Raw genomic sequence first — 25,142 nt, 5'->3', positions numbered from 1 at the left:
TGTCGCCACTCCGCTATAACGAATAACAATAAAACGTGGAAATTTCATGAAAACAAAAAATAATGTAATGAAAACAGCAGTACAGGCCAGTATCGCCTTTGCTGTTGCTGGCAGTTTAATGGCTTGCCAACCTAGTTCAGATGAAAAAACAGCGCCAGCAGAGGCTGAAAAAGCCGCTAGCGCAATGAAAATGATTGAAGTCGAGTACCCAATGACGGCGAAAGGTGATGTGGTAGACACCTACTTTGGCGACGAGGTGGCTGATCCCTATCGTTGGCTTGAAGACGACCGCAGTGCGGAAACGGGTGAGTGGGTGAAAGCACAGAACAAAACGACGCAAGATTACTTAGCGAATATTCCTTATCGCGAAGATATTGCAAAAGTTGTTCGTGAAATGCTTGATTATGAACGTGTATCAGCCCCTTTCAATGAAGGTGACTATACTTACTTCTATAAGAACGATGGTTTACAAAATCAAAGCTTAGTCTATCGCCAAAAAGGTGATGGTGAGCCAGAAGTATTTATTGACCCAAATAAATTCAGTGACGACGGTACGGTTTCCTTGGCCGGTTTGTCTTTCTCTGGTGATGGCTCTTTAGCCGCTTACCAAACATCTACCGGTGGTAGCGATTGGCGCAAAGTGACAATCATCAATACTGACACCATGGAAACCATTGGTGAGCCGCTTGTGAATGTTAAATTCAGTGGGTTAACTTGGTATAAAAACGAAGGTATTTACTACTCAAGTTATGACAAGCCAGAAGGCTCTGAGCTGAGTCAAAAGACTGACCAGCATAAACTCTTTTATCATAAGCTGGGCACTGCGCAAGCCGATGACCTTAAGGTATTCGGTCACACCGACGCTGAGAAGCACCGCTATGTTGGTGCTCAAGTCAGTGAAGATAACCGTTACTTGCTAGTGTCAGCTGCTGTGTCTACGTCAGGTAATCGCGCTTATTTAAAAGACCTTACGAAACCAGATTCAGCTTGGAAAACAGTGATTGATACTGTCGATAATGATGTATCAATGCTCACAAGCAAAGGTGAAACCATTTATTTATTTACCAACAACCAGGCACCAAATTCGCGTGTGGTTATGGTAGATGCAAACAATCCAGGTGTTGAAAACTGGAAAGATCTCATTCCTGAAACTGAAAATGTGTTGTCACCCAGAATGGCCGGTGGTTTCATCTTCGCACAATACATGGAAGATGCGATTTCTAAAGTTTACCAGTACTCCTTAGACGGTGAACAAGTTCGTACAATCAACCTGCCGGGTGTTGGAACAGCAAGTGTGAATAGCAGCAAGGCGAGCGAGTCAACAACGTATTATTCTTTCAGTAATTACGTTACTCCAACGACCTTCTATTCTTTAGATATTGAAACGGGCGAATCTACCGTTCATAACAAGCCGAAAACGAACTTTGATGGCAGCAATTATGTCACTAAACAAGTTTTCTATAAGTCTAAAGATGGTACTCAAGTACCTATGATCATTACGCATCATAAAGACACTGAGCTTAATGGTAAAAACCCAACTATTTTATACGGTTACGGTGGTTTTAACATTAGCTTAACACCACGTTTTAGCGCCACTGTTGCTGCGTGGCTAGAGCTTGGCGGCGTTTACGCTGTGCCAAACATTCGTGGCGGTGGTGAATATGGTAAAGCATGGCACAAAGCCGGAACTCAGCTGCAGAAGCAAAATGTATTTGATGACTTTATTGCTGCAGCTGAATACCTATTTGCTGAAAAATACACAAGCAGTGATTACTTAGCTCTACGCGGCGGTTCGAACGGTGGCCTGCTAGTGGGTGCTGTTATGACACAGCGTCCAGAGTTGGCAAAAGTTGCCTTGCCTGCGGTGGGCGTATTAGACATGCTGCGTTACCATACCTTCACAGCGGGTGCTGGCTGGGCTTATGACTATGGCACATCAGAGCAAAGCGAAGAAATGTATCAGTATTTGAAAGCTTATTCTCCAGTGCACAATGTAACGCCGGGTGTTGAGTATCCAGCGACAATGGTAACAACAGCCGACCACGATGATAGGGTTGTTCCAGCTCACTCATTCAAGTTCGCTGCAGTGTTGCAGGAGTTTCAAGAAGGGACTAACCCAACCTTGATTCGCATTGAGACAGATGCTGGTCATGGCGCAGGTACACCCATTAGTAAAACCATTGAGCAGTTTGCCGATATTTACGGCTTCGTGCTATACAACATGGGTGTTGAGTCACTTTAAGGTATTTGTACACTAAATATCTAACATGAGTACGACTATTAAAGCCTCCAGCAAGTGCTGGGGGCTTTTTTTTATTGTTGCTTTGCGTACTAAGTTGACGTTGATCAAAACGCGAGCACTTCAATCCATTACACTCTAATTTCCACGTTCGTTAAGTCGCGTTTAAAAAGGCCAAACATGATGAAAATCGAAATGTCACCGAACAAGCGTTTTGATTCTGCTGTCATTGCTATGCATTGGTTGATGCTGGTGTTGTTGATTGCTGTATTTGCTTTCATCGAACTACGAGAGCTTTATCCTAAAGGTACTGAAACGCGAGAGCTGTTTAAAACATTTCATTTCATGACGGGTCTGACGGTTTTTTTACTGGTTTGGATTAGATTAGGGTTTCGTGCTTTGTCAAAAAGGCCACCAGTCTACCCGCCAATTGCAAAGTGGCAGCACACTGTGGCTATGTTAACGCATACTGTTTTGTATTTACTCATGATTACTATGCCAATAGCGGGTTGGGCGATACTCAGCGCGGAAGGAAAGTCGATTCCATTTTGGGGATTGGAATTACCTGCACTTATCGCTGAAAACAACGAGTTGGCGCATACAATTGAAGAGCTACACGAAACGGCCGGACTTGTTTTTTATTACATACTCGCACTACATGCATTAGCAGCTTTGTTTCATCACTATATTGTGAAAGACAATACTTTACGTCGTATGCTTCCATTCAATAAATAGCGCCTGTAATTTTTGATTGCATCGCCTGAACGCTTCCTTTAGCATGACCGGCCTGAATTGTTAATTGCTATAAGGAAATGCATGAATCTTACAATTAAAACGGCTTTGGTCGCCTCTCTTTTTGCCCTCCACTTTACGACAAACGCTGAAGACATTTCTGTCGGAGTAGGTGCGGGAATGAGCTATTCAGGTTTAGGCGCTAATGTTGCTTATGTTTCCGAAACTGATATGAAATATGTCTCAGCCGGCTGTGTCTCTTATTCTTCTAATTCAGGCAGTACTTGTGGTGCTGGCATCGGCTGGATAAAAACAGACCTTTTCGACAATGACTCCAATAAACATGGTCTAGGTGCGTACCTTGGTGTTGTAGGCGTCGAAACAGCATTTTTGAGAGATGACAAAGCAGTGTATGGAGCGGGGCTTGGCTATCATTATTTCTTTAACGGAATCGATAAATCAGGTTTCAACCTAGGTATTACAGTTGTAGCAGCCGACACTGAAGATGATGATAAGTTTGGTCTTTCTTTGCAAGCGGGTTATCAGTTTTAAGCTATCATTAGGACCACTCACGGTCGTAAGCGCTACAGCGCTTTAGTTTACAATGGTGTACTTCCGTATTGGGCGGCACTTGTATATATTACATGCATAGTGAAATTAGCGCTCAAGTGCCAAGACGATAGAGTGGCCGAGCCATTAGTAAGAGTGTTTAATGAGAATGTATAATATTCCGGAAGTAAACTTGCAAGGTAAAGTGTCAGACCAAGAATGGCAGACGCGCGTTGAGCTGGCGGCTTGTTATCGCTTATTGGTTATGCACGGTTGGGACGATCTTATTCACACCCATGTTTCTGCTCGGATCCCTGGTACTGAACACCTGTTAATTAATGCCTTTGGCTTAGCGTTTGAGGAAGTCACAGCATCAAACTTGGTGAAAATAGACATCGAGGGTAATGTAATAGACTCGGAATCCCCATTCACAATCAATCCAGCTGGTTTTACCATTCATAGCGCTGTGCATATCGCTCGTCACGATGATCAATGTGCATTACACTTGCATCATCCGGACGCAATTGCAGTGGCTAGTTGTAAACAGGGCCTTCAACCATACAGTCAGTATTCGGCGTTTGCGCTCGCCAGTATGAGTTATCACAATTATGAAGGCTTGGCGGTTAATCCAGATGAAATTAAACGTTTGCAAGAGAACCTTGGAAATGCGAATTTTATGCTGCTGCGGAATCACGGTGCACTCACGATGGGCGTGACCATTGGTGATGCATTTATGCACATGTACGATCTACTGCGGGCCTGCGAAATTCAAGTAAAAATGCAGAACAGTGGCGATGATCTTATTCGTGTGGACCAATCTATTATTAATGGTATCAAGGCACAAGCGAGCATCGTACATACGGGTCAAACTGGCGGTCAAAAAGCATGGCCAGCTATGATGCGCAGAGTAAAAAGAGCTTACCCAGACTTCGACCAATAGGTCACCCAATTAACTACATTAAAGAAGAATCGAATGAAGATTACCCATATCGAAATTTTTGATATCCATTGCCCAGAACGTCCGCCATGGAATCCCATATTTGTCAGAGTTCATACCGATGAAGGAATTCACGGTGTCGGTGAAGCCGGTTTAGCCTATGACTGGGGACACAGCGCCGCAGCTGCGATGATTAAGGAAATTGCCGAAGCGGTGTTGATCGGTTTTGACCCCTTTAAAACAGAATTATTATGGTCACGCATGCTACGTGAGAGCTTTTGGGGTTTGGGTGGCGGTCCGGTGCTATACGCAGCAATGAGCGCCATCGATACCGCATTGTGGGATATTAAAGGCAAAGCCTTGAATGTGCCGGTTTATCAGCTTCTGGGTGGCAAAACGAATGATGATTTACGTACTTATGCCAGCCAACTTCAGTTTGATTGGAGCCAAGATTGCGTAAAAATGTTAACACCTGACGACTATGCGCGATCGGCTGCAAAGGCAATGGCAGAAGGTTATGATGCGGTAAAAGTCGACCCAATTGTTTACGATGAGAATGGTGATTCTTCTTTCGATCGAACAAAGCTTTTCACACCTAAACAGATGAAACTATTTGGTGATCGCCTCCGCGCTATTCGTAAAGAAGTTGGTGATGAAGTGGATATTATTTTTGAGGCTCATTCTTTAATGGGTTGTGCTTCTGCTATTCAGATGGGCAGTATCGTTGAAGAAGTTGGCTGTATGATGTTCGAGGAGCCCGTAAATTATCTCAATTCTGCGGTACACAAAAAAGTTGCTGAGAATGTGAAAGTGCCCATTGCTGGTGGAGAAAGGCTTTATCACCGTTGGGACGTTCGGCCTTACTTTGAAGATCAAAGTATTGATGTATTGCAACCTGATGTTGGTTTGTGTGGTGGTTTCACTGAAGCTAAGAAAGTTTGCGACTATGCTGATGTTTACGACATTCGAGTTCAAGCCCATGTATGCGGTGGGCCGGTAGCAACTGCAGCATCATTGCAACTAGAAGCTGCAATCCCGAACTTCTTAATTCATGAACATCACACTTACGCGATCAAATCTTGGAATAGAGAATTGTGTATTCAGGACTATCAGCCAGTAAATGGAAAGTTTAAAGTACCAGACTTGCCAGGTATTGGTATTGAGTTAAACGATGAAGTGGTGAAACGTTCACCGCACATCACCGTTAAGTAATGTGATACACCAATAGAATGAATGGTAAAAAAGCTAAGATCACCAGGCCTTAGCTTTCAATGCCATAAATACGAGCGGCATTATCATGCAAAAGGGCAGTCATTAACGCTTCGCGTTGATTCTCATCCTTGTCTTTGAATAAATGCTGCAATGCTCCCAACGCGGTTTCCCAATAGTCCTGATAAGACATCGAGAATAAGCATAATGGAAAGTTGCTAGCCATCATGACTTTGTCAGAGCCGAACGCATCTATGCAATGCTTAACGACGGCAATAACGTCTTCGTTTGTGTATTGAATGACAGCGCCGATAGCATCCTTATCTTCGTTCAGCAAAGACATTTCAAAACCTGAACACTTCACGGCAACTTTGGGAAGTTTTGCTAGCAGCAACAGGTTTGCCTGCCAATTTGTGAAGTCGAGTTGATGGGCGTAAATCGATGCTTGATTGCTTTCTTCTTTTTCTAGAAAAGGGGCGAAACCTGCGTGATTTAATACTACTTGAAGTTCCGGTAAGCGATTAAAAAAGGCGTAGACGAGAACAACCAATTCCGTATTTTTCACATCTAATTGAAGTTCAAAAGTCCCTTTGTGTTTACCCAAAAAAGCAAGATTTTTATAAGAACATTCATTCTCTAATGTCGCTTTTATTTCATTCAGCGAGCCGTCGAGGATATATCGTATGCCACGGGAGCTGCGAAATTCAGACTGCTTTCCTAGGGCATATAGGAAGTCGTCATGAGGTAGGGTGATATCTACATAACCCATAGTGCACATGGGGATCGACGCTTTTTCTTCAAGCATGGCTAATTCACGCTCGCCTGACTCATTATCATAGCCCGCTTCAATATGGACATAGGCGGCGAGACGCAATGGCTCTTCTAAGTATAGAGCGTTGTCGACGTAAGTTCGGTTAATCAAATATTTTTGCGGCCAAAAAGGGGCGTTGTTGGTTTTTAACCAGTCATAGTGTCCATTTTCAATATCGAACAAATGTACATGCGGATCGATAATGCTGAGTGTGCTTCCATTCATTTTTCATTCTCGTGTTGTTTTTATTATTTTGCGGTGTAACCACCATCTATCATCTGCAAACTGCCAGTAATGAAACTAGCGTCATCTGAGGCGAGGTATAGGGCCAATGATGCAACTTCTTCTGCTTGACCTATTCTTCCTAGGGGTTGCTGAGCTGCTTCTTCAGCATGTATTGCGGTTTTGTCTGCGCCACTTGTTGCACAATAGCGGTCAATCGCGTTGTGATAAAGTGGCGTTTCAATCGTACCAGGACAAATTGCGTTCGCTCTGATGTTATACGATGCGTAATCCAGAGCTGTGGTTTTGGCCATAGAGGCGAGGGCATGTTTACTCATGTTGTAAGCGAATGAATGAGTCTTTCCAATCACCGCTTGGTCTGATGCAATAAACAAAATGGCGCCATTATTGTTCGTTTTCATGAAGGGTAAAGCACTTTGTGTGGCAGAGAAGGCACCTTTCACATTCAAATTGAATAGGCCAATTAGATCGCTTTCTGTTGTTGCCTCAATTGAGGCCGATAAGTGTTTGCCTGCGTTACAAATAAGGGTGTCTATACCATGCTTTTCACCAATCGAATGAACAGCTTCAGTCACTTGTTCATGCTGTGTCATGTCACATTTTATAAACTGCCCGTACTCGCCGGATTGTATGTCGAGGTTGAAAACTTGATATCCCGCATCTTCAAATTTCTTTGCGATGGCTAGCCCTATACCAGAACTACCACCGGTAATGACAAGTGTTTTTGGCATTAGTCTACATAGCCCCATGGTGCAGGTGGCGGTGTGATCGGTTTCGTGAGATCAAAGTCCACACGGAACTCACGACCCTCTCGTACCAATCGATATGAAAATACATCTTCATAAATGTACATCTGCCATGTGTTAGTAATCGACTGCGGTAGACCTTCTTTCGCAAACAATTGTTTAGAGTACTCATCAACAGGGAATGATTGAATTTCATTATAACCGGCGTCTACAGTATGGCCGCCATACATGGTCACCGTGTCGTGAGAGCCATCTTCATGGCGATGATCATGCTTTAAACTTAAACCGCTGCCAGTTTTCGTTATTAGCCATGTACGTGAGGCGTTGTCACCAACGTAAAAAGGTACCTGTAACTGACTATCAGAACATTTGCGCACAAACATCACCAAAGGTGCATCAAAGGCACTACTTGGTTGATTGTCCACTGTCACTTTACCCTCGTATGCCTTTGAGCAGTGTCCTCGTATACTGTCAAAAAAGGCATCTTGAGTTGGAATTGAAACTAAAGGCGCAGGTCCAGTATCTGCGCCAGCATTTGCTTTAAACGTAAATAGTAAGCAGCTGATGACCATTACCATCATCGAACTTATGCTAATGAACGAAGGTTGCTTAGCGCTAGACTGCTTGCTGTTTGTGCTCTTTTCGAAAAACGGAGACGTCAACATGTTAGATTCCTTATTCTTATTCTTGGTTTTATCGCTCTAAGTCTACTGGATTCAAGGTAAATTACCTACTCTGTGCGTCAATTTCTCAGTCATCGATAACAGAAACGAAACATTTAGGTTTACAAATGGAACTTTAGATTGATTTTAATGACTTACATTAGACTACAAAAGGCGCTAAGTTCAGTTGATTAAAGCCAATTCAGTGTCTATTCTACACCACTAGGTAAATTTTCTTAACTATAGGGACGTAACATGAAACTACGACTAATCGGCGTCGGCTTTCTAGCTGGAATGCTCTCTCTCGCTAGCGCTAACGCTATGGCTCAAAGCAAACTCGAGCCAATAAACGCAGTAGAGGGTATCAGCGAATATAGACTGGATAACGGTCTTCAAGTGCTTCTATTCCCAGATCAAACCAAAGAAACGGTGACGGTAAATGTTACCTATCGTGTGGGCTCTAAGCATGAAAACTATGGCGAGACTGGTATGGCTCATCTACTTGAGCATTTGGTTTTCAAAGGCACACCTAAGCATAAAGATATCCCTGCAGAATTAAGTGCTGCGGGTGCAAGGCCAAACGGGACTACATGGACCGATCGGACCAATTATTTTGAGACATTCTCAGCTACCGAAGAAAATATCGAGTGGGCATTGTCTATGGAATCAAGCCGCATGGTTGATTCATTCATCTCTAAAGAAGATTTAGACAGTGAAATGACAGTGGTACGTAACGAATTTGAACGTGGCGAGAACAGTCCGTTTCGAGTGACTCTTCAACACATTGCCAGCGTAGCTTACGATTGGCATAACTATGGTAAGTCAACTATTGGTGCGCGCTCTGACCTAGAGAATGTGCCAATCGACCGCCTAAAAGCCTTCTACAAAAAATACTATCAACCTGACAACGCTACGCTAATTGTTGCTGGTAAGTTTGAAGAAAAAGACATGTTAGCTCGCATTCAAAAGTATTTTGGTGTGATTCCAAAGCCTGAGCGCGTATTACCAACATTGTATACTAGCGAGCCAGCGAAAGCGGGTGAGAGAAGTGTGACTGTTCGCCGTGTAGGAGACGCCCAAATCGTTGGTGCGGCGTATCACATCCCAGCCGGTTCACACCCAGATTTTGCTGCCATTGAAGTCCTCAGCCAAGTGCTAGGTGACACTCCAAGCGGTCGCTTACACAAAGCCATTGTTGAAAACAAACTCGCGAGTCGTGTTTACGGTTTTAACTTTCAGTGGCAAGAGCCGGGGCTTGCCTTTTATTTCGCAGAAGTAGACAAAGCGAGCGATTTATCTAAAACCAAAGATGTTTTATTAGATGTTGTCGAAAGCTTAAATAGCAATCCTATCACTCAAGATGAAGTTGATCGTGTAAAACGCAGTTTAATTAAAAATATTGAATTAACATCGAATTCTTCTGAACGTATCGCACTCGGATTAAGTGAGTGGTTAGCAATGGGTGATTGGCGCTTGTATTTCTTAAACAGAGATCGCATTGAAACGGTGACTTTAGAAGACGTTCAGCGCGTGGCTAACACCTATTTGGTGCGAAACAATAGAACACTAGGTCAGTTTATTCCTTCCGAAACAGCAGAGCGAGTCACTATTCCAGCAGTCGAAAGCGTTGCTGATATGGTTGATGGCTACAAAGGACGTGAGCAAGTGGCACAAGGTGAACTGTTCGAGCCTTCATTCGACAATATTGAAAGCCGTAGTGAAGTTGTTGCGTTTAATAATGGTACAAAAGCAGTGATGCTTGATAAAAAGACACGCGGTGAATCGGTGTCACTTACCATGATGTTCCAATTTGGCAACCTCGACAAATTAATGAACAAAGGCATGATAGGTAACGCTACTGCAACCATGCTAACTCGCGGTGCAGCAGGTATGTCTCGTCAAGAAATCCAAGACGAGTTCGATAAGTTAAAAGCCAGAGTCAGTATTAGCGGTGGTTCAAGTTTAGCGTATGCTAGCATTAGCACAACGAAAGAAAACCTAGCGGCTGTTATGACCCTGGTTGAAAAAATCATGAAGCAACCTGAATTTGATGCAAAAGAGTTTGAGCAGTATAAGAGCACGATGAAGGTGGATATTGAGCAAAACCTTCAAGACCCACAACAGCTTGCTTTTAATCAGTATGGTCGCTTAATGAACCCTTATCCAAAGGGTCACCCTTTGCACTCTGCTACTTTCGAGACCATGTTGGAGAACTTAGAAAAATTAAGCCTAGATGACTTAAAGGCTTTCCATAAAGAGTTCTACACTGATGACAACTTGCTAGTAAGCATTGTTGGAGATTTTGATAAGGCTGAGATCAAGAAGGTCTTGGAACAAAGCTTCACTTCTTGGGGTAGCGATGTTGATTACCAGCGTTTAAGCAACGCCTATCAAGAGATTGAAGCTCAGAATATTGTATTTGATACACCTGACAAAGAGAACGCGACTTTTGTCGCTGCTCTTATGTTGCCAGTAGGCCAAAAGCACGCAGATGCTCCTGCGCTAGAGTTAGGTAACTATATCTTCGGAGGTGGTTTCCTCAATAGCCGGATGGCAACGCGTTTACGTCAAGAAGACGGTTTAAGCTACGGTGCGGGTTCATTCATTTCTCAACTACCTGAAGATGATAAAACTACCTTTGGTGCCTATGCTATTTGCGCTCCGCAAAACCTCGATAAAGTCGAAGTTGGCTTCAAGGAAGAAATGGCTAGATTGTTGAAAGATGGATTCACTGATGAAGAAGTAGCAGCAGCTAAATCAGGTATTTTGCAATCGAAGAAAGTCAGTCGTGCACAAGACCGTGAGCTCGCAGGCACTCTGCGTAATACGATCCGTTATGATCGTGACTTACAGTGGTACGCCGATTACGAAGCGAAAATGGCAGCCTTAACGACGGAAGAAGTCAACGCAGTGATGCGTAAATATTTCGACCTCGACAAGATATCTATTATTAAAGCTGGCGATATGCAAAAAGCGAAGTCTGCAGAATAAGACTAGCGCTTAAAATCACAAAAGCCACTTCAATTTGAAGTGGCTTTTTTCTTTCTGGTCTGTTGCCCTCATGGTTTATGCACCCCCACCAAACGTTTCATTAATGGTAGCTTACTTGGGAATGGCTGTAATAATCTCTTGGCCGCATGTCTTAAAAGCTTATCACTCTCATCCTACTGAAAAAACCGTTTACCTTGCATAAATCCAATTCTTGTATTACAGTTATTTCTGTAAGTACAGAAATAACTAAATAAAAGCTTTCCAAACTAAAAGCACAAGGCTAATCAACATGAGTGATAACGATATTCGTATTACACCGTTAATGGAAACCTACATTTTGCACTGGGGAGAAATGGGCACGCGCTGGGGGGTAAATCGCACCGTCTCGCAGATTCATGCACTTCTTTACCTTTTAAATGCGCCAGTCAACGCAGAACAAATCGCGGCAGCCTTGTCAGTTGCTCGCTCCAATGTAAGCACTAGCATTAAAGAGTTACAGAGCTGGGATTTGATAAAAACTCACTCAGTGCTTGGTGACCGTCGAGATCATTTTTGTGTGAAAGGTGACACTTGGTCAATGCTTCTCACTATTGTTGAAGGTAGAAAGAAACGCGAGATTGACCCGATTCTTAGTATGCTTCGACAATGTGAACTCGATATGGAAAGCGATGCTGACACGCCAAAACAAGTCAAAGCTCAAATTAGCAAAATGCTAAGCTTTATGAATACGCTGACGGACTGGTATGAACAAATTAGAAGTTTACCAACCAGCAGTTTAGTCTCTTTAATGAAAATGGGTGCCAGAATTACGCGTTTCCTTCCTGGTAAAAAAAGCTAAACATTCGCGCTCATAGTAAGCGCTTTATGTGGAGTAAAGAGTTATGAAAGACACGGTCAAGCCCCTAGGTCAAAACCTTAATGTAGGTCCGCATACTGGTTTAAATACTCACTACCAGTTCGACGCAAGCCAGGTTTCCCAAGATATCATTCAATATTACTCACAGGTTGGACTCGACTACGAACCTTGGAGCCCAAATTACAACATGCACTTTGGTTACTATCTAATGGGAATGAATCCTTTTAAACGTGAACCTTTGCTTGTTGAAATGAATCATCAGGTGTTATCTAGACTGCAGCTCGACACTGATGCTATGAACCAAGTCATTGATCTTGGTTGTGGAGTAGGTGCGACGGCACGTTATTGTGCTCAGCATTATGAGAACACTTATATTACGGGCGCAACAGTGGTTCCTTGGCAAATTGAAAAAGCGTCGGTTTTCACTGAGCAGGCTAGTCTTCATGAACGAGCAAGCTTTCACCTAATTGATTATAGAAACACCCCATTTCCTGACAATAGCTTCAATGGCGCCTATGCTGTTGAAAGTAGCTGCTACGCTGATGGAACCAGTAAGGCGTCGTTTATCAATGAGGCTTTTCGGATCCTTAAGCCGGGAGCGCGACTAGTCGTTGCCGACGGATTTAGAAAGCGGACAAAGTCTAATCCATTATTTGAAAAGGCGTTTCGCCTTGTATGCAAGGGTTGGTCAGTTGATACTTTCGCTAATATTCATGATTTTACCCAAGCGCTCCGCGATGCCGGTTTTGTTGATATTAAGGTGAAAGATTCATCATGGCGTGCGTTACCGAGTGTTTTACATGTGCCTTGGGTGTCGATTAAATATTTTTTTAGTAATATTGCCATGAAAAAGGGCGAACGGACGATGCAGAAAATGCATTTTATCGCGCCTGTTATGGGCATGGTTATAGGTATGCACAGACGTGACTTTGCCTACTACCTTGTGAGTGCAAGAAAGCCAGAGCAATAAGCGCTTAGAAATGATATAACTATGAAAACTATCAAGATTTGAAGGAATAAAGAATGAAAGGTGCAGGTGGAAGTTCGGGTGGTGTAGGACTCTTTTTTATTGGTTTAGTGATGATGTGTGGCGGTTTTTACATGCTGCTGAATGCAATAACAGTGAGTTCAAATTTTGGTTTAGGCTCTCGTCTTTTTGGTTTCTCTGGTTTTGGTAGTAATGTTGGTATTACTGGCGGCATGATCATGATCCCCTTCATTTTCGGTGTCGGCATGATTTTCTACAATAGTAAAAATTTACTCGGTTGGATCTTATCCATAGGCTCTATTACAGCTTTGATTTTTGGTGTGATATCTACCGTTAGATTCAACCTACGTACAATGTCTTCTTTTGAACTTATCGTCATACTTGTGTTGGCTGTGGGTGGCATCGGTCTGTTTTTGCGTTCTCTAAAAAAGATAGATAGTAAATACAGTTAAGCCAAGACTCCTCACATAACAAAGCGATGCTCGGCAGCACATAGGGGCTGCCATTGACATCAACTATTACATTTTCAACTTCGCAATGCTTCTATACTTGGTTTAAGCTGGGTGCATATTATCTAGAACACCGCTTTCTGAAGGACTAGCAAAATGCCGCACACTTTTTTATCACTGTTGTTATTACCGTTTTTGGTTTTTACTTCGCCCACGAGCACAGCAATGGATCAACAGAGAGCGAAAGCAGGGGCCTCAGAGTCACAGATTGTGGGGCTGCTCGTGGTGGTAAATAAAACGGACAATAGCATCAGTATCATTGATACCGCTCAGCGAAAAGTCATCAATACATTACCAACAGGTAAAGGCCCTCATGAATTAGTGGTGAGTCAAAACGGAAAGTGGGCTGTAAGCACTGACTTTGTTGGCGGCGACAGTTTAACGGTGTTTGATATTGCAAACCAATCGGTGGCTCGCACCATAAAGTTGGACAAATACCCTGGACCGCATGGCATTCGTTTTTTGAATGACCAACAACACGTGGCATTTACTTCAGGCAAGAGCCAACACTTTGTGATCGCCAATATTTTTACTGGTGAAGTCACACAAGCTGTCAGTACGAAGCAAGACACTACCCACATGCTAGCGATCAGCGAAAAAGAAGATTTCGCGTACACCACCAACATTCGCTCAAACACCATTTCAAAAATATCTTTGAATGATTTTAGTGTAGTTGAGCAGATCCCAAGCGCCGAAATGCCGGAAGCTATCAACATTACGCGTGATGGCAAAGAGATCTGGTATGGTGGAAATAAAGCAGGCTTGGTTCGTGTGATTAGTGCAGATTCTCATGAGACGCTGGCTCAGTTTGATGATTTTAGCTTCCCTTATCGCGTGCTTTTTTCTCATGATGAAAAGATTGCCATGGTGCCTGACTTTAGAAACCACGATTTACGCTTTTTTGATGTTGCAAACAAAACGGAAATTGGACGTTTAGCGCTTGAAAGTGAAGCAGGTCCTCAAGGTATTACCTTGCATCCAAGCCTCGATGTTGTGTTCCTATCTTTGAACTTAAAAAATAAAATTGTTGCTATCGATATCCATACCCAAGAAATTATTGCAGAATACCCAACTGGAAATAACCCAGATGGCGTGGGTTTTATATCACTCAACTAATAATTGAATTCCAGACAATAGGCAGTGTTAAGCAGTGAACGGTGATCTAATTACGAGTAAGAATGCGCATTCTGATAAGCGTTTAAGAAAGTCTTATATTGCGGTTGCACAGAACGCTTCAGGTAGAAGTTTGAATGTGCCCATCTACCGAATTAGTGACAACCTACCTGGTCCAAAAGTATATATCCAAAGCTCCATTCACGGTGCAGAAGTACAAGGTAATGTGGTTATTTACCATTTGATAAACGCACTTAAAGATATTCAAATTCAAGGCGAAATTGTACTCGTGCCTAACTGTAATCCGGTTGGAACGAATATAAAAGCGGGAGAGTACACGCTCGGGCGATTCGACCCCGTGAATGGTACGAATTGGAATCGTGGTTATTTTTATGACAAGGAAAAAGTGCAAAGCTTCGCTGATACCGTTTCTGCTGAAGACGATGAAGCGACGATAAAAGCCTTATTCCGCAAACAGTGGCAACAAGAGATTGAAAACAAGTTAGAACAACCTTGGGGGCTAGGCTTAGCGCAACAATTAAACCTTCGACTTCAACAATTAGCATTTGATGCCGACTATGTGCTCGATTTACATAACGGTCCAGTATCTACCCGTCACGTTTACATTCCTGAATACGCAAAATCAGCTGCAAAGGCCTTTTCTATTCCGCATTGTATCTTCATACCAAATGTTTTTGCTGGCGCCCTTGATGAAGCTTGCTTTTGCCCTTGGTGGACCTTACAAGAACACTTAAAAAATCGGTTTAATCAGGCTTATGATTTCGGTGTTCAAGCATTTACTTTGGAGATGGGTAGCCAAGAGGTTATCGATTTTGACGAAGGTGCGAAAGATGCAGCTAGCATTTTAGGTTTCTTAGCTGAAAACGGCGGCCTAGCGCAAAAAGAAAGCGCCGATGTTCATTATGCGCCTGCCAAAATGCAACGCTTAGGTGTTTATTTACGTCACTACAAAACCTTGTTCACGGATTTTGGTGGTATGGTCGAATACTGCGTTAGGCCGGGTCAACATGTGAAGCAAGGCGAAGTGATGGCACGTGTACTCAATATTGATGACCTTGATAACGATAATGCAATGCATGAAGTCAAAGCGCCTTGCGACCTAATCCCTATGCTACATTTTCCATCAGCGTCGGTGCTCAGTGGCACTCAATTATATAAGTGCTTTACTGAATATTTTGACGTTTAACCGAGTAAATGATTAAGCGGGATACTGCCGTTGTGTGTCTCTGCAGCCTAAAGTGAAACAAACTAGCTAATTCCAAATTGTATCGTATACTTTATGAACAGTTTAAGGAGTCACATATGAAAATTAGCTACTTGCTTATGATCTTTCTTCTTGCTGCTTGCAGCCCTCAAGTTGAAACAACAGAGGAAGCACAGAATACTACGGAAACGACCCTCCCCGCAGCTGCAGAACTTGCAGAATCTACCCCTATTGTTAAAGAATGCAGTCTACTTTTAGGCTTTGATGCGTGGGAACCTTATCAATACGCCGATGTGGGTGGACGAGTGGCTGGACTCGATATTGAATTAGTGAGTTTAGTTGCTAACGGAATTGGTTGTGAGATTACTTATAAACAAGGGACTTGGGTGGACTTATTAGGCTTACTCAAAGAGGGTGATATTGATATTTTGTTGGGGGCGTCTAAAACCCCTGCTAGGGAAGAGTTCGCCTTCTTTAGTGAGCCTTATCGTATGGAAGAGTTTTCTTTATACATCCGAAGCGGAGAACAAGACGACTTGGTTTTCACTACGCTTACAGAGTTTGTTAATAGTGGAAGCAAAGTTGGCGTCGTTGCTGAATACCTTTATGGAGAAGAAGTTGCGCGCTTAGTTGACCATCCTGAAACCTCGAAAATGTTTGTTAACGCCATTATGGGAGAGCTGAATGTTGCTCGCCTAATGGATGGCGATATCGATGGCTTTTTAGAAGACAGTTTCGTTGGTGCTTCAATGTTGAGACGCAAAGCATTGTCAGATTACATTATTGCCCAAGGCATCACGATAGAAACAGGCAACGCTTATGTGATGTTCAGCCAGGAGAGTGTTACACCAGAGCAGCTCGCTGCGTTTAACGCCGAGCTAAAACGGGTAAAAGCTAGTGACGATTATGAAGACCTCATGGCGAAGTATTCTTATTAACCAAACTGGTCGCAACCGGTCACTACCGCAACCCGTCACCAGCCGTCATCCCCGCTAGCCGTCATCCCCGCTAGCCGTCATCCCCGTAACCTGTCATCCCCGTAACCTGTCATCCCCGCGAAGGCGGGGACCTGATTCCTGCCTCCGCAGGAATGACAAGATGGGCAGGCGTTACAAGATGGGCAGGCGTTACAAGATGGGCAGGAATGACAAGATGGGCAGGCATGACACCAACAAAAGTATAGCAATATAAATGTTATAAAAACGCCACAATAACGTGTTGAAACTGTGATTATTTGGCTGCTGCCTTTCCCCTATAATCAAGGCACCGAATGACTCATGAATCCAAAATCATGTATACACGAACTTCTTTATTGGCTTTTTTAATGCTGTTAGCAAATTCAGCATACTCTTTTGATTTTGATATAACGTCATTCAGAACTACGCTATCAAAGCCTGACACCAGTCACACATTGATATTTGAACCTCAAGGTATTGATGGGCAGAAAACGGTCTTTAATTTAACACCACTGAATAACGAACGCCTTGGTTTTTTTGTAGACGTCAATGGAATTGAGATTGGTTATGCCGTAGATGTTTTTGAAAATAACGTTGAAACGAAAACCCAGAATTTCCTGTTTTCCTATCGCAAGCTTAAACACTCAAGGATTACTCTTAATTATCAAATACTCGAAGGCCTTGAGACTGAAGCTGAAAACCTGCGTGGCGTTGGTGCAGAGCGTCGTTTTTTGGAGAACAGCAAATCGTCCAAAATAGAACTCTTCGGTTTACATAATTTGTATACTTTTGGTGAAGGTGAGTCTTTATTTGAGCATTTCTTTTTAAATCGCCCTGTATTAAGTAACAAGTTTGATTGGTCTCTCAGTGTTGTTGGCGGATGGTCACTGAAGTATTTGTCGCTTGAAAGTCCCAACTCTATCCTATTTGATGCTGAATTTATTCAGGGAGATATACCTCAAGTGACTGAACTCAAATCGACTTCGTTTAGCGCGAATGTTGGACCTTTGCTGAGTGTCAACTTACCTAACAACTTCAACTTCTTTGCCGAGTATAAATACGGAAAAGGTCATATTAAGAATGAGAACAGTAGTATCGGTTTGAAGCAATCAGGAGATGAGAAGTCGAAAGCACTGGGTGTGGGTTTTTCTTGGACATCGCAAGATAAGAAAACCCTAGTCCTTATTCGTGGATGGGATCAAAAAGGACGCCATATTGAAACCTCCTTTGGTGACCTTTCGGTAGTGCGCTTCTTTTAAAGCACTTCGCTGAGTAGGGCTTATTCCGCTGGGAAAACAACTTTATCAGGGTATTTTGCTGGCACATTTTTATAATAGCCATAGACCGTCGTCATGTCTTGCTGGAAATCACCAGAGCTTTTGAAATTCGGACCAATCAGCACTTTTTTATCTACAAAATCAAAGCCAATTAAAACAACCGGCACATCTGCCTTGTGTGCAATGGCGAGAAAACCTGTTTTCCAGGGAAAAACCTGAGAACGAGTTCCTTCAGGTGCGACCGCTAAAATCATCTTCTCATTCGCATCGAACTCCTCAACAACTTGTGCCACAACACCGTGCTTAGAACGTCTGTCGACCGGCATACCACCAATAAACTCTAGCAACTGTTTTACTACCGGGACAAAGATACTGTGTTTGCCTAAAAAGCGGATCTTGATACGCAGTGAGAACAATACTGCAACGCCCAAAAAGAAATCCCAATTGGATGTATGAGGGGCCACAGCGATCACAAACTTTGGTTCTTGTGGTAGCTTTCCTTCTATTTTCCAGCCAGTGACTTTCAGAAGAGTATCACCCAACCACCCAGAGAAACGGTTGCCGCCTTTTGGTGGCTTATTCGCCATCGTGTCTATTGCCATTTTTACCTTCATTGTTTGCTGAGCGGTCGAGGAGTTTAGAAATAACAAAGATGAGTGCCACAATGGCAAGTAAAATTAAAAGGTATGGCAAGCAACACTCCTAACTTGTCTATTTCCAAATTTATGCACCATACTAGTGCCTTAATTTGTATTAGGCAATCAGCTAATCTTGTAGTCACCGACATGCCTAGGTAACATGCAGTTGAGCAAGCACACCGTGACTACGTATGGAAACCTTTAATTGAATTCTCAACAAGCAAATATGGAAGAATTGAATACGCTATATTTGGGCGATTGTTTGACCGAAATGCGTAAAATAAGGCCAAATTCAATTGACCTAATCTATCTCGATCCCCCGTTCTTCACCGAAAAAAAACACAGTTTGAAAAACCGAGATGGCAGCACGACATTCAGCTTTAACGATATTTGGGGCGATCAAGAAAGTTATGCTTTGTTTTTGCATGAACGTTTGTTGGTCATGCGAGATCTACTGAGCGACACCGGTAGCATTTTTGTGCATTGTGATAAGTCAGCAAATCATATTGTGAGAGCCTTGCTAGATGCTGTGTTTGGTGCGGAGAATTTTCAATCAGAAATTATATGGCACTACAAACGATGGTCAAATGCCAAAAAGGGCTTACTACCCAGCCATCAAAACATCTACTTCTATAGCAAAACAAAGAACTTCAAATTCCGCAAAGTTTTTACCGCTTATTCTGATGCAACCAATTTAGACCAAATTCTGCAAAGACGTACACGAAACAAAGACAATAAGTCGGTATATGCACGCGATGCAAACGGTAAGATTGAAATCGGAGATGCCAAACAAGGTGTTCCTTTGAATGATGTTTGGGATATTCCTTATTTAAATCCAAAAGCCAAAGAACGCGTGGGCTACCCAACGCAAAAGCCCTTGCTGTTACTTGATCGCATAATCGAATTGGTCACAGACGAAGATGATGTCGTGTTGGATCCATTTTGTGGTAGCGGAACAAGCTGTGTGGCCGCAAAACTATTAAAGCGGCGTTACCTTGGTATCGACCAGTCTGAAGACGCTATAAACTTAGCACAAAGTCGCTTACAGGCGCCGGTAAAAACAGATTCAGCGTTGTTGACGAAAGGGCGAGACAGCTTCGCGAAACAAGACTCGGTAATACTAGAATGCCTAAAAGGCCTAGCTTTTAATCCGGTCAATAGGAACCAAGGAATTGATGCAATTCTGATCGAACAGTTTGAGAACACGCCGGTGTTGGTAAAAGTCCAAAAGAGTGATGAAACCTTAGCTGAAGCAGCTACTCGATTACTGAAGGCTGCGTCGAAGAAAGGCTCAAAACGAGTATTCTTAGTACAAACACTAATAGACCTGAATGACTTGCCGCCTAGCCGCGATAATATTGATATGATAGTCATTCAAACACCCAGTGTGCAAATCCAAGCAAGGAGTTTAGCTTGAATAAAGTCGCTATCTTTGTTGATGTTCAAAATATCTATTACACCACCAGGCACACTTTTGGTCGTCAGTTTAATTACCGCTATTTTTGGCAGCATATTCAAGCCGATAAGCAGATAAGTGAGGCTTTTGCATATGCAATCGATCGTGGGGATGAGCAACAAAGGAAGTTTCAAAGTGCACTACGGCACATTGGTTTTGAAGTAAAACTAAAACCTTTTATTCAGCGTGCTGATGGTTCAGCAAAAGGGGACTGGGACGTGGGCATCACTATCGATATTCTGGAAGCGGCGCCTCATGTCGATGAAATTATATTATTGTCTGGCGACGGCGATTTTGACCGTCTACTCAGCAAGGTCCGACAAGACCATAACTGCAAAGCTTGTGTTTATGGTGTGCTGAATCTAACAGCGAACTCTCTTATCAATGCGAGTTCTGAGTTTATCGATATTGATGAGAAGTGGTTGATGTAGTAACTTTCCCACAGTGTTGGGTGGCATGAATGTGTAAACTGTGTAACAAAAATAATAGAAAACGGGTGAATAATGAATAATAAAATAATAGGTATCGTTCTTTTAGTAGTGGGTGTAGCGTTGGCTTTTTGGGGCTACGATGTTTATGACTCTGCGGGAGCAACGATAGGTCGTGCAATTAGCGGAGATACGCCCATCGAAGCCTGGCTAGGAATGGTTGGCGGAGCGGTGTGCATTATTCTAGGTGCATTAAAGCTTAAATGACGAATATTACTTTGAGCTTGCTAATGAGGACCGCTTGAGCACGATGATAATCTAAAATGCGCTCAAGCGACCAACTTAACTTAGTTGCTGTCTTTGTCACTCTCTTGTTTTTTCGCTTCAGCTTCAGCCCTGGCTCTGGCTTCTGCCTCTTTCCTAGGGTCAAGGTCGGTCACTGTGACAGACCCTCCGCCGAAGTTTACCGCTCTCACTCTCATAAGAGAAATAAGCTCGTTTTTCTGTGCTGGAGACATTTTAGTACCGGTAGCCATACGGGTACCGCCGCCATTAGCAACATAAAGTCCGACATCTCTGCGGCGAATGCTTCCGTACAAATCGTTAATACGCCAGTTACTGATGTCTGCTCTGAAGCTTGAGGCGTTTTCTATGAGCTCTCGAATCGAAGCATTCGCAAACTGTAAAAGGTGCGATTTGAGTGCTTGGTTAAAGCCCGGAAAAAGTTGTGCATTTCGCTCATAAAAACTGGAAACTCTCACGACACCCTCGTCACTATTGAACTGTGTCCCCCTATTTGAATTAACAAACTCGGCGGCATTACTCTTTAAGTTCTGTATAACATTACTTGCAGTGAAGGCTTTGGTACGAATATTAGGGCTACCTTTAATGCCTTGGTGTAAACCGTAAATGTATAAAGTACTATCGGGGTATAGAGCGGGCAGTATTCGATAATGGATGTCATTGAGGCTGAGTTGAACGCCATCTACTGACAACAATTTCCTTTCAAGAATAGAATCTTCGCCGGTTAAAACGGGTCGTAAACTATTCATCGGATAAAGGAGAGCGACTTCATTAATAAGCGTCACATTGTATAGATTTAACCAGTAAGCCAACTGCGCTTCTTGTGTAAATTGATTCAAAGGAGTCACACTAGGGATGGCTTCAAGTTCTTTGCGCAATCTTAGGATTTTTTCTTGGTCTTTCTTCAGGCTTTCATAAAAGAACCGGTTTGCTTCATTTTCTGTTGCGCGATCGACTGTTTGTGTAAGACGCGTCCCTGTTGATGGTGGCACCGGTCTGGCAAAAGCGCGCGTCGAAGGACCCATATTCATAACGCCAGCATGCATTAGTTGGTCCACAACACTAAAGTCCATTTCAAGCTGTGAGTTTTCAGTGAACTCTGAATACTTGGCATAATTCAGAGTGTTCCCTTGCTGAGCGATTAAGCTGCCAGAAACAGTGAGTAATACTGTCAGTACTGATACCTCGAACAATCTTTTAAACATTCCGGAAATCCTTGTTATTTTAGCTTCATCCGAAGAGTCAGAAAGGCCTAACTCTTCCTTTTGAGTATAAAAAAATTCTCAGAATTTATAAATATTACTCAAGAGATTACTTATACTTAAATTGTCGCAAATTGTTTCAAATGACACATGAAAAAGTACATTCATACAGACAACTAACTTTCACCAGTTCGGCGCTTCACGATGCCGTAGAGGTGATCAGGTAATCCATTGCAGCACGGACCCGTAATGGTAAGAAGCGTTTACTCGGATACACCAACCAGGTAGGTATTGCACTGAAGCAGAATGTCTTTAGGATGGGCTGAAGCGATTGGGACTCGATGGCTTGTTGCAGTGTCGTTTCTGGCAAGTAACAAATTCCCGCACCTGTTACAGCGCTTGTTACAAGGCTTGTGGCGCTATTTGACTGCCATACTGCAGGGACGCGTACAGAAAATTCCTTACCGTCTTCCTCAAAGCGCCAAGTATCATTCATTGAGATAATGCATCGATGTTTGCTCAGTTTACTAGGGTGTGTCGGTTCGCCATGTTGTTTCAGATAAGCTGGCGAGGCAGCTGCAACCAACTTGCGCTCAGTGAGTTTGCGGGCTACTAAACTTGAATCAGACAAATGTCCGTAGCGAACAGCAAAATCAAAACCGTCGTCGATGAGGTTGATATTGCGCGGATTAAAATCCATTTCGATACGCAGTTTTGGATGCAATAATCCAAAGCGTGCTAGGGCAGGGGACACGAACCGCTCTGCATAATCACCAGCAGCTGATACCTTAATTCTACCTTCTAACTCTGCCGCATCAGAAATAAGCGAGGCATTGGCTTCCTCCATTTCATCAGAAATATCAGCGCACTTTTGAAAATAGTCATGGCCCGCATCGGTTAAGCGAACGACACGGGTAGTGCGGTGGACTAACCTAACACCAAGCTTTTCCTCAAGCGCATTCACTCTCCGACTGATATGCGAAGCAGACACTCCCAAACGCTTAGCCGCTTTTGAAAAACTTTGGGTTTGACCAAGCGCGATAAACTCTTCAATTGCAAAAAACATAGATTACTCCGACAGCTGCTTTAAGGAGTGTATCAATTTTAAATGTTTATTGTTGCCATATAGCAATAATGATTTGTGAATATATGGGATTATCACCAAATGGCTTTCAATCTATACTATTCTAAATCGTGTATAAACACTGAATTAAATAATGGAGAATGGAAATGAAAAACATACTTGTTGTATTAACATCGCATGATGCCTTAGGTGATACTGGCGAAAAAACAGGGTTTTGGTTAGAAGAATTGGCAGCTCCATACTATGCATTCGTTGATGCGGGGCACAAATTGACCTTGGCGTCTCCGGCAGGTGGACAGCCTCCCTTGGATCCAAAAAGCAACGAAACAGATTTCCAGACTGTAGACACACATCGTTTTGAGGCCGACGCAGAAGCAAAAGAAGCTTTGGCTAACACTCATAAGCTTGCTGATATCGATGCGAGCCAGTTTGACGCAATTTTCTACCCAGGTGGTCATGGTCCTTTGTGGGATCTGCGCGAGAATGCAGACTCTATTAAGTTAATCGAAACTTTTTATTCTTCGAATAAGCCAGTTGCAGCGGTTTGCCATGCACCTGCAGTATTGTTGAATGTAAAAGATAATCAAGGCAACGCTTTGGTCGCGAATAAGAAGGTTACGGGTTTTACTAATGGCGAAGAAGCCGCTGTTGAACTAACAGATGTTGTTCCTGTGCTATTGGAAGATGCTTTCAAATCACTGGGTGCAAACTACCAGAAAGGCGACGATTGGAGCTCTTTTGTCGTCGAAGATGGTTTATTACTAACGGGTCAGAACCCAGCTTCATCAAAAGCATTGGCAGAGCTTCTAGTAAGTAAACTGGCATAGCAATGACTTGCGAATGAAAAGTGACGAATAACAAAAAGCCATCGAAAGATGGCTTTTTAATGTCGGAAACTATTGTTCGTTTGCCTGAAGTTTATCTTTAGGCTCTTGAGGAGGTTTGCCCCGCCACCACGCGGCCAAGGATGAGCCGGTGATATTCATCATCGGACCGAAAACCGCAGGTGCTAACCCCATCGATGCTACCTTACCCATCTCCAACGCAATGCCTGATGCTAAGCCCGAGTTTTGCATACCCACTTCAAACGCGATAGTACGTGAAGATGCTTCGTCCATTCCCATAACTCGGGCACTACCATAGCCTAATACATAACCCAATATATTATGAATCAATACTAAGACTATCAAAATCAAGCCTATGCCGAGCATCGATATTTTTGGCATCGCTTTATCGACGATGGGAAACTTACCATGAAGAAAGTGATTGAATGCTAAGCCCAAAATAATCGGCAGTATGACAATTTTACTGATGCTCAAGAACATCGCCATTGCATCGATAGGCACAAATTGATCTGCAAAGAGTGACATATAGAATGGCGTAATGAATGGTGCTAGAAGCGTTGATACTGCCGTTAAGGTAAGTGACAGCGCTAGGTTTGCGCCGGAGATATATGCCATGACATTCGACGCTAAACCACTTGGCGAGCAGCCCACAAGAATAATACCGGCAGCGATTTCTGGTGGCAAATCTGACATTGTCGCCAAGCTGAAACCGACAATGGGCATAATAGAGAACTGCAATACTAGACCGATCAGAACACCTTTTGGCATTTTACCAACCCGCACGAAGTCATTGACGCTCATTGAGGTGCCCATACCAAACATGATGATCATCAAAAGCGGCACTATAAGGCCCTTGAATTCGAAGTCACCTACACCGATGAAAAGCTCTGGGCAGTAGAGCGAAGCCGCAACGGCAGCAAAAATCACAAAGGTGAAGGCAAAACCAGAAAAGTGCTCGGTTTTGCGCAAGAAGAGAACTAGAAATATGAAAAATAGAATGACAGCTGGGCCTGATAGCGTCCACTGCTGCAAAACAAATAATACAATACTGCAAAGCCCAGCAATAAGCGTCAGAGCACCAAATAGATTTAATCCCTGTGTCTTTGTCATCTTTCTCTCGATTTCTCTCGATATAGTAAAGCG

General features: G+C 43.1%; 24 protein-coding genes. 17 read left to right on the top strand and 7 right to left on the bottom strand.

Annotation, left to right across the window (positions count from 1 at the left end):
- The first annotated feature begins 46 nt into the window (after positions 1-46).
- From RM556_RS06540 to RM556_RS06520, 5 genes are all read left to right on the top strand, one after another.
- Positions 47-2,242, top strand: a complete 2,196-nt coding sequence (locus tag RM556_RS06540; protein WP_409220058.1) for a prolyl oligopeptidase family serine peptidase — start codon at positions 47-49, stop codon at positions 2,240-2,242.
- Positions 2,243-2,419: 177 nt separating this feature from the next.
- Complete coding sequence (locus tag RM556_RS06535; RefSeq protein ID WP_311374186.1) at positions 2,420-2,974, top strand: cytochrome b; 555 nt, start codon at positions 2,420-2,422, stop codon at positions 2,972-2,974.
- A gap of 81 nt (positions 2,975-3,055) precedes the next feature.
- Complete coding sequence (locus RM556_RS06530) at positions 3,056-3,523, top strand: hypothetical protein (protein ID WP_311360831.1); 468 nt, start codon at positions 3,056-3,058, stop codon at positions 3,521-3,523.
- Between the two features lie 166 nt (positions 3,524-3,689).
- Entirely contained in the window at positions 3,690-4,460 is a 771-nt protein-coding gene (locus tag RM556_RS06525) for a class II aldolase/adducin family protein (protein ID WP_311374283.1), read from the top strand.
- Positions 4,461-4,493: 33 nt separating this feature from the next.
- Positions 4,494-5,669, top strand: a complete 1,176-nt coding sequence (locus RM556_RS06520) for a mandelate racemase/muconate lactonizing enzyme family protein (protein WP_311360832.1) — start codon at positions 4,494-4,496, stop codon at positions 5,667-5,669.
- Between the two features lie 49 nt (positions 5,670-5,718).
- Here RM556_RS06520 and RM556_RS06515 read toward each other — a convergent pair whose 3' ends face one another.
- From RM556_RS06515 to RM556_RS06505, 3 genes are read right to left on the bottom strand one after another with little or no spacing between them, the layout of a single operon-like run.
- Positions 5,719-6,702 (bottom strand): amidohydrolase family protein, encoded by a 984-nt coding sequence (locus RM556_RS06515; RefSeq protein ID WP_311360833.1) that lies wholly within the window; start codon positions 6,700-6,702, stop codon positions 5,719-5,721.
- Positions 6,703-6,725: 23 nt separating this feature from the next.
- Positions 6,726-7,451, bottom strand: coding sequence for an SDR family oxidoreductase (locus tag RM556_RS06510; RefSeq protein ID WP_311374185.1), 726 nt, complete (start codon positions 7,449-7,451; stop codon positions 6,726-6,728).
- Complete coding sequence (locus RM556_RS06505; RefSeq protein WP_311374282.1) at positions 7,451-8,038, bottom strand: hypothetical protein; 588 nt, start codon at positions 8,036-8,038, stop codon at positions 7,451-7,453. The genes RM556_RS06510 and RM556_RS06505 overlap by 1 nt, the downstream gene beginning before the upstream one ends.
- 345 nt (positions 8,039-8,383) lie before the next feature.
- Between RM556_RS06505 and RM556_RS06500 the strand changes: the two genes are divergently transcribed.
- The 8 genes from RM556_RS06500 (at position 8,384) to RM556_RS06465 (ending at position 18,025) form a co-directional block, all read left to right on the top strand.
- A complete protein-coding gene (locus RM556_RS06500; protein ID WP_311374184.1) occupies positions 8,384-11,119 on the top strand; it encodes a pitrilysin family protein in 2,736 nt (911 codons plus the stop codon).
- Between the two features lie 289 nt (positions 11,120-11,408).
- On the top strand, positions 11,409-11,957 hold the full coding sequence (locus RM556_RS06495; RefSeq protein ID WP_311360836.1) for a MarR family transcriptional regulator: 549 nt from the start codon (positions 11,409-11,411) through the stop codon (positions 11,955-11,957).
- A gap of 43 nt (positions 11,958-12,000) precedes the next feature.
- A complete protein-coding gene (locus RM556_RS06490) occupies positions 12,001-12,945 on the top strand; it encodes a methyltransferase domain-containing protein (RefSeq protein ID WP_311360837.1) in 945 nt (314 codons plus the stop codon).
- 53 nt (positions 12,946-12,998) lie between these two features.
- Positions 12,999-13,415 carry a hypothetical protein gene (locus RM556_RS06485; protein ID WP_311360838.1) on the top strand — a complete coding sequence of 139 codons (417 nt, stop codon included), beginning with the start codon at positions 12,999-13,001 and terminating at the stop codon, positions 13,413-13,415.
- 222 nt (positions 13,416-13,637) lie between these two features.
- Entirely contained in the window at positions 13,638-14,588 is a 951-nt protein-coding gene (locus RM556_RS06480) for a YncE family protein (protein ID WP_311374183.1), read from the top strand.
- A gap of 34 nt (positions 14,589-14,622) precedes the next feature.
- The gene (locus tag RM556_RS06475) at positions 14,623-15,792 is read left to right on the top strand and encodes a succinylglutamate desuccinylase/aspartoacylase family protein (RefSeq protein ID WP_311374182.1); all 1,170 of its coding nucleotides are present in this window, start codon (positions 14,623-14,625) and stop codon (positions 15,790-15,792) included.
- A gap of 116 nt (positions 15,793-15,908) precedes the next feature.
- Positions 15,909-16,748, top strand: coding sequence for a transporter substrate-binding domain-containing protein (locus RM556_RS06470; protein ID WP_311374181.1), 840 nt, complete (start codon positions 15,909-15,911; stop codon positions 16,746-16,748).
- 332 nt (positions 16,749-17,080) lie between these two features.
- Positions 17,081-18,025 carry a hypothetical protein gene (locus tag RM556_RS06465; RefSeq protein ID WP_311374180.1) on the top strand — a complete coding sequence of 315 codons (945 nt, stop codon included), beginning with the start codon at positions 17,081-17,083 and terminating at the stop codon, positions 18,023-18,025.
- Between the two features lie 20 nt (positions 18,026-18,045).
- On the opposite strand, the gene RM556_RS06460 is transcribed toward RM556_RS06465, so the two are convergent.
- Entirely contained in the window at positions 18,046-18,645 is a 600-nt protein-coding gene (locus RM556_RS06460; RefSeq protein WP_311374179.1) for a 1-acyl-sn-glycerol-3-phosphate acyltransferase, read from the bottom strand.
- Positions 18,646-18,886: 241 nt separating this feature from the next.
- Between RM556_RS06460 and RM556_RS06455 the strand changes: the two genes are divergently transcribed.
- The 3 genes from RM556_RS06455 to RM556_RS06445 all read left to right on the top strand — a co-directional run bounded on the left by RM556_RS06455 (position 18,887) and on the right by RM556_RS06445 (position 20,832).
- Complete coding sequence (locus RM556_RS06455) at positions 18,887-20,098, top strand: site-specific DNA-methyltransferase (protein WP_311374178.1); 1,212 nt, start codon at positions 18,887-18,889, stop codon at positions 20,096-20,098.
- Positions 20,095-20,568: an NYN domain-containing protein gene (locus tag RM556_RS06450; protein ID WP_311374177.1), complete on the top strand. Its 474-nt coding sequence runs from the start codon at positions 20,095-20,097 to the stop codon at positions 20,566-20,568. The genes RM556_RS06455 and RM556_RS06450 overlap by 4 nt, the downstream gene beginning before the upstream one ends.
- A 72-nt stretch (positions 20,569-20,640) precedes the next feature.
- The gene (locus RM556_RS06445) at positions 20,641-20,832 is read left to right on the top strand and encodes a DUF3185 family protein (RefSeq protein ID WP_311360846.1); all 192 of its coding nucleotides are present in this window, start codon (positions 20,641-20,643) and stop codon (positions 20,830-20,832) included.
- Between the two features lie 80 nt (positions 20,833-20,912).
- Here RM556_RS06445 and RM556_RS06440 read toward each other — a convergent pair whose 3' ends face one another.
- Positions 20,913-22,073, bottom strand: a complete 1,161-nt coding sequence (locus RM556_RS06440) for a DUF547 domain-containing protein (protein WP_311374176.1) — start codon at positions 22,071-22,073, stop codon at positions 20,913-20,915.
- A 196-nt stretch (positions 22,074-22,269) separates the two neighbouring features.
- A complete protein-coding gene (locus RM556_RS06435) occupies positions 22,270-23,136 on the bottom strand; it encodes a LysR family transcriptional regulator (RefSeq protein WP_311374175.1) in 867 nt (288 codons plus the stop codon).
- Between the two features lie 158 nt (positions 23,137-23,294).
- Between RM556_RS06435 and RM556_RS06430 the strand changes: the two genes are divergently transcribed.
- Positions 23,295-23,981, top strand: coding sequence for a type 1 glutamine amidotransferase domain-containing protein (locus tag RM556_RS06430; protein ID WP_311374174.1), 687 nt, complete (start codon positions 23,295-23,297; stop codon positions 23,979-23,981).
- Positions 23,982-24,050: 69 nt separating this feature from the next.
- Here the strand turns inward: RM556_RS06430 and RM556_RS06425 are convergent, their stop codons facing one another.
- Positions 24,051-25,109 carry a bile acid:sodium symporter family protein gene (locus RM556_RS06425; protein ID WP_311374173.1) on the bottom strand — a complete coding sequence of 353 codons (1,059 nt, stop codon included), beginning with the start codon at positions 25,107-25,109 and terminating at the stop codon, positions 24,051-24,053.
- Positions 25,110-25,142: the final 33 nt, after the last annotated feature.

It is taken from the genome of Alteromonas sp. W364 (assembly GCF_031846205.1).
GTDB classification, from domain to species: domain Bacteria; phylum Pseudomonadota; class Gammaproteobacteria; order Enterobacterales; family Alteromonadaceae; genus Glaciecola; species Glaciecola blandensis.
This window is presented reverse-complemented; position numbering and strand designations above follow the sequence as displayed.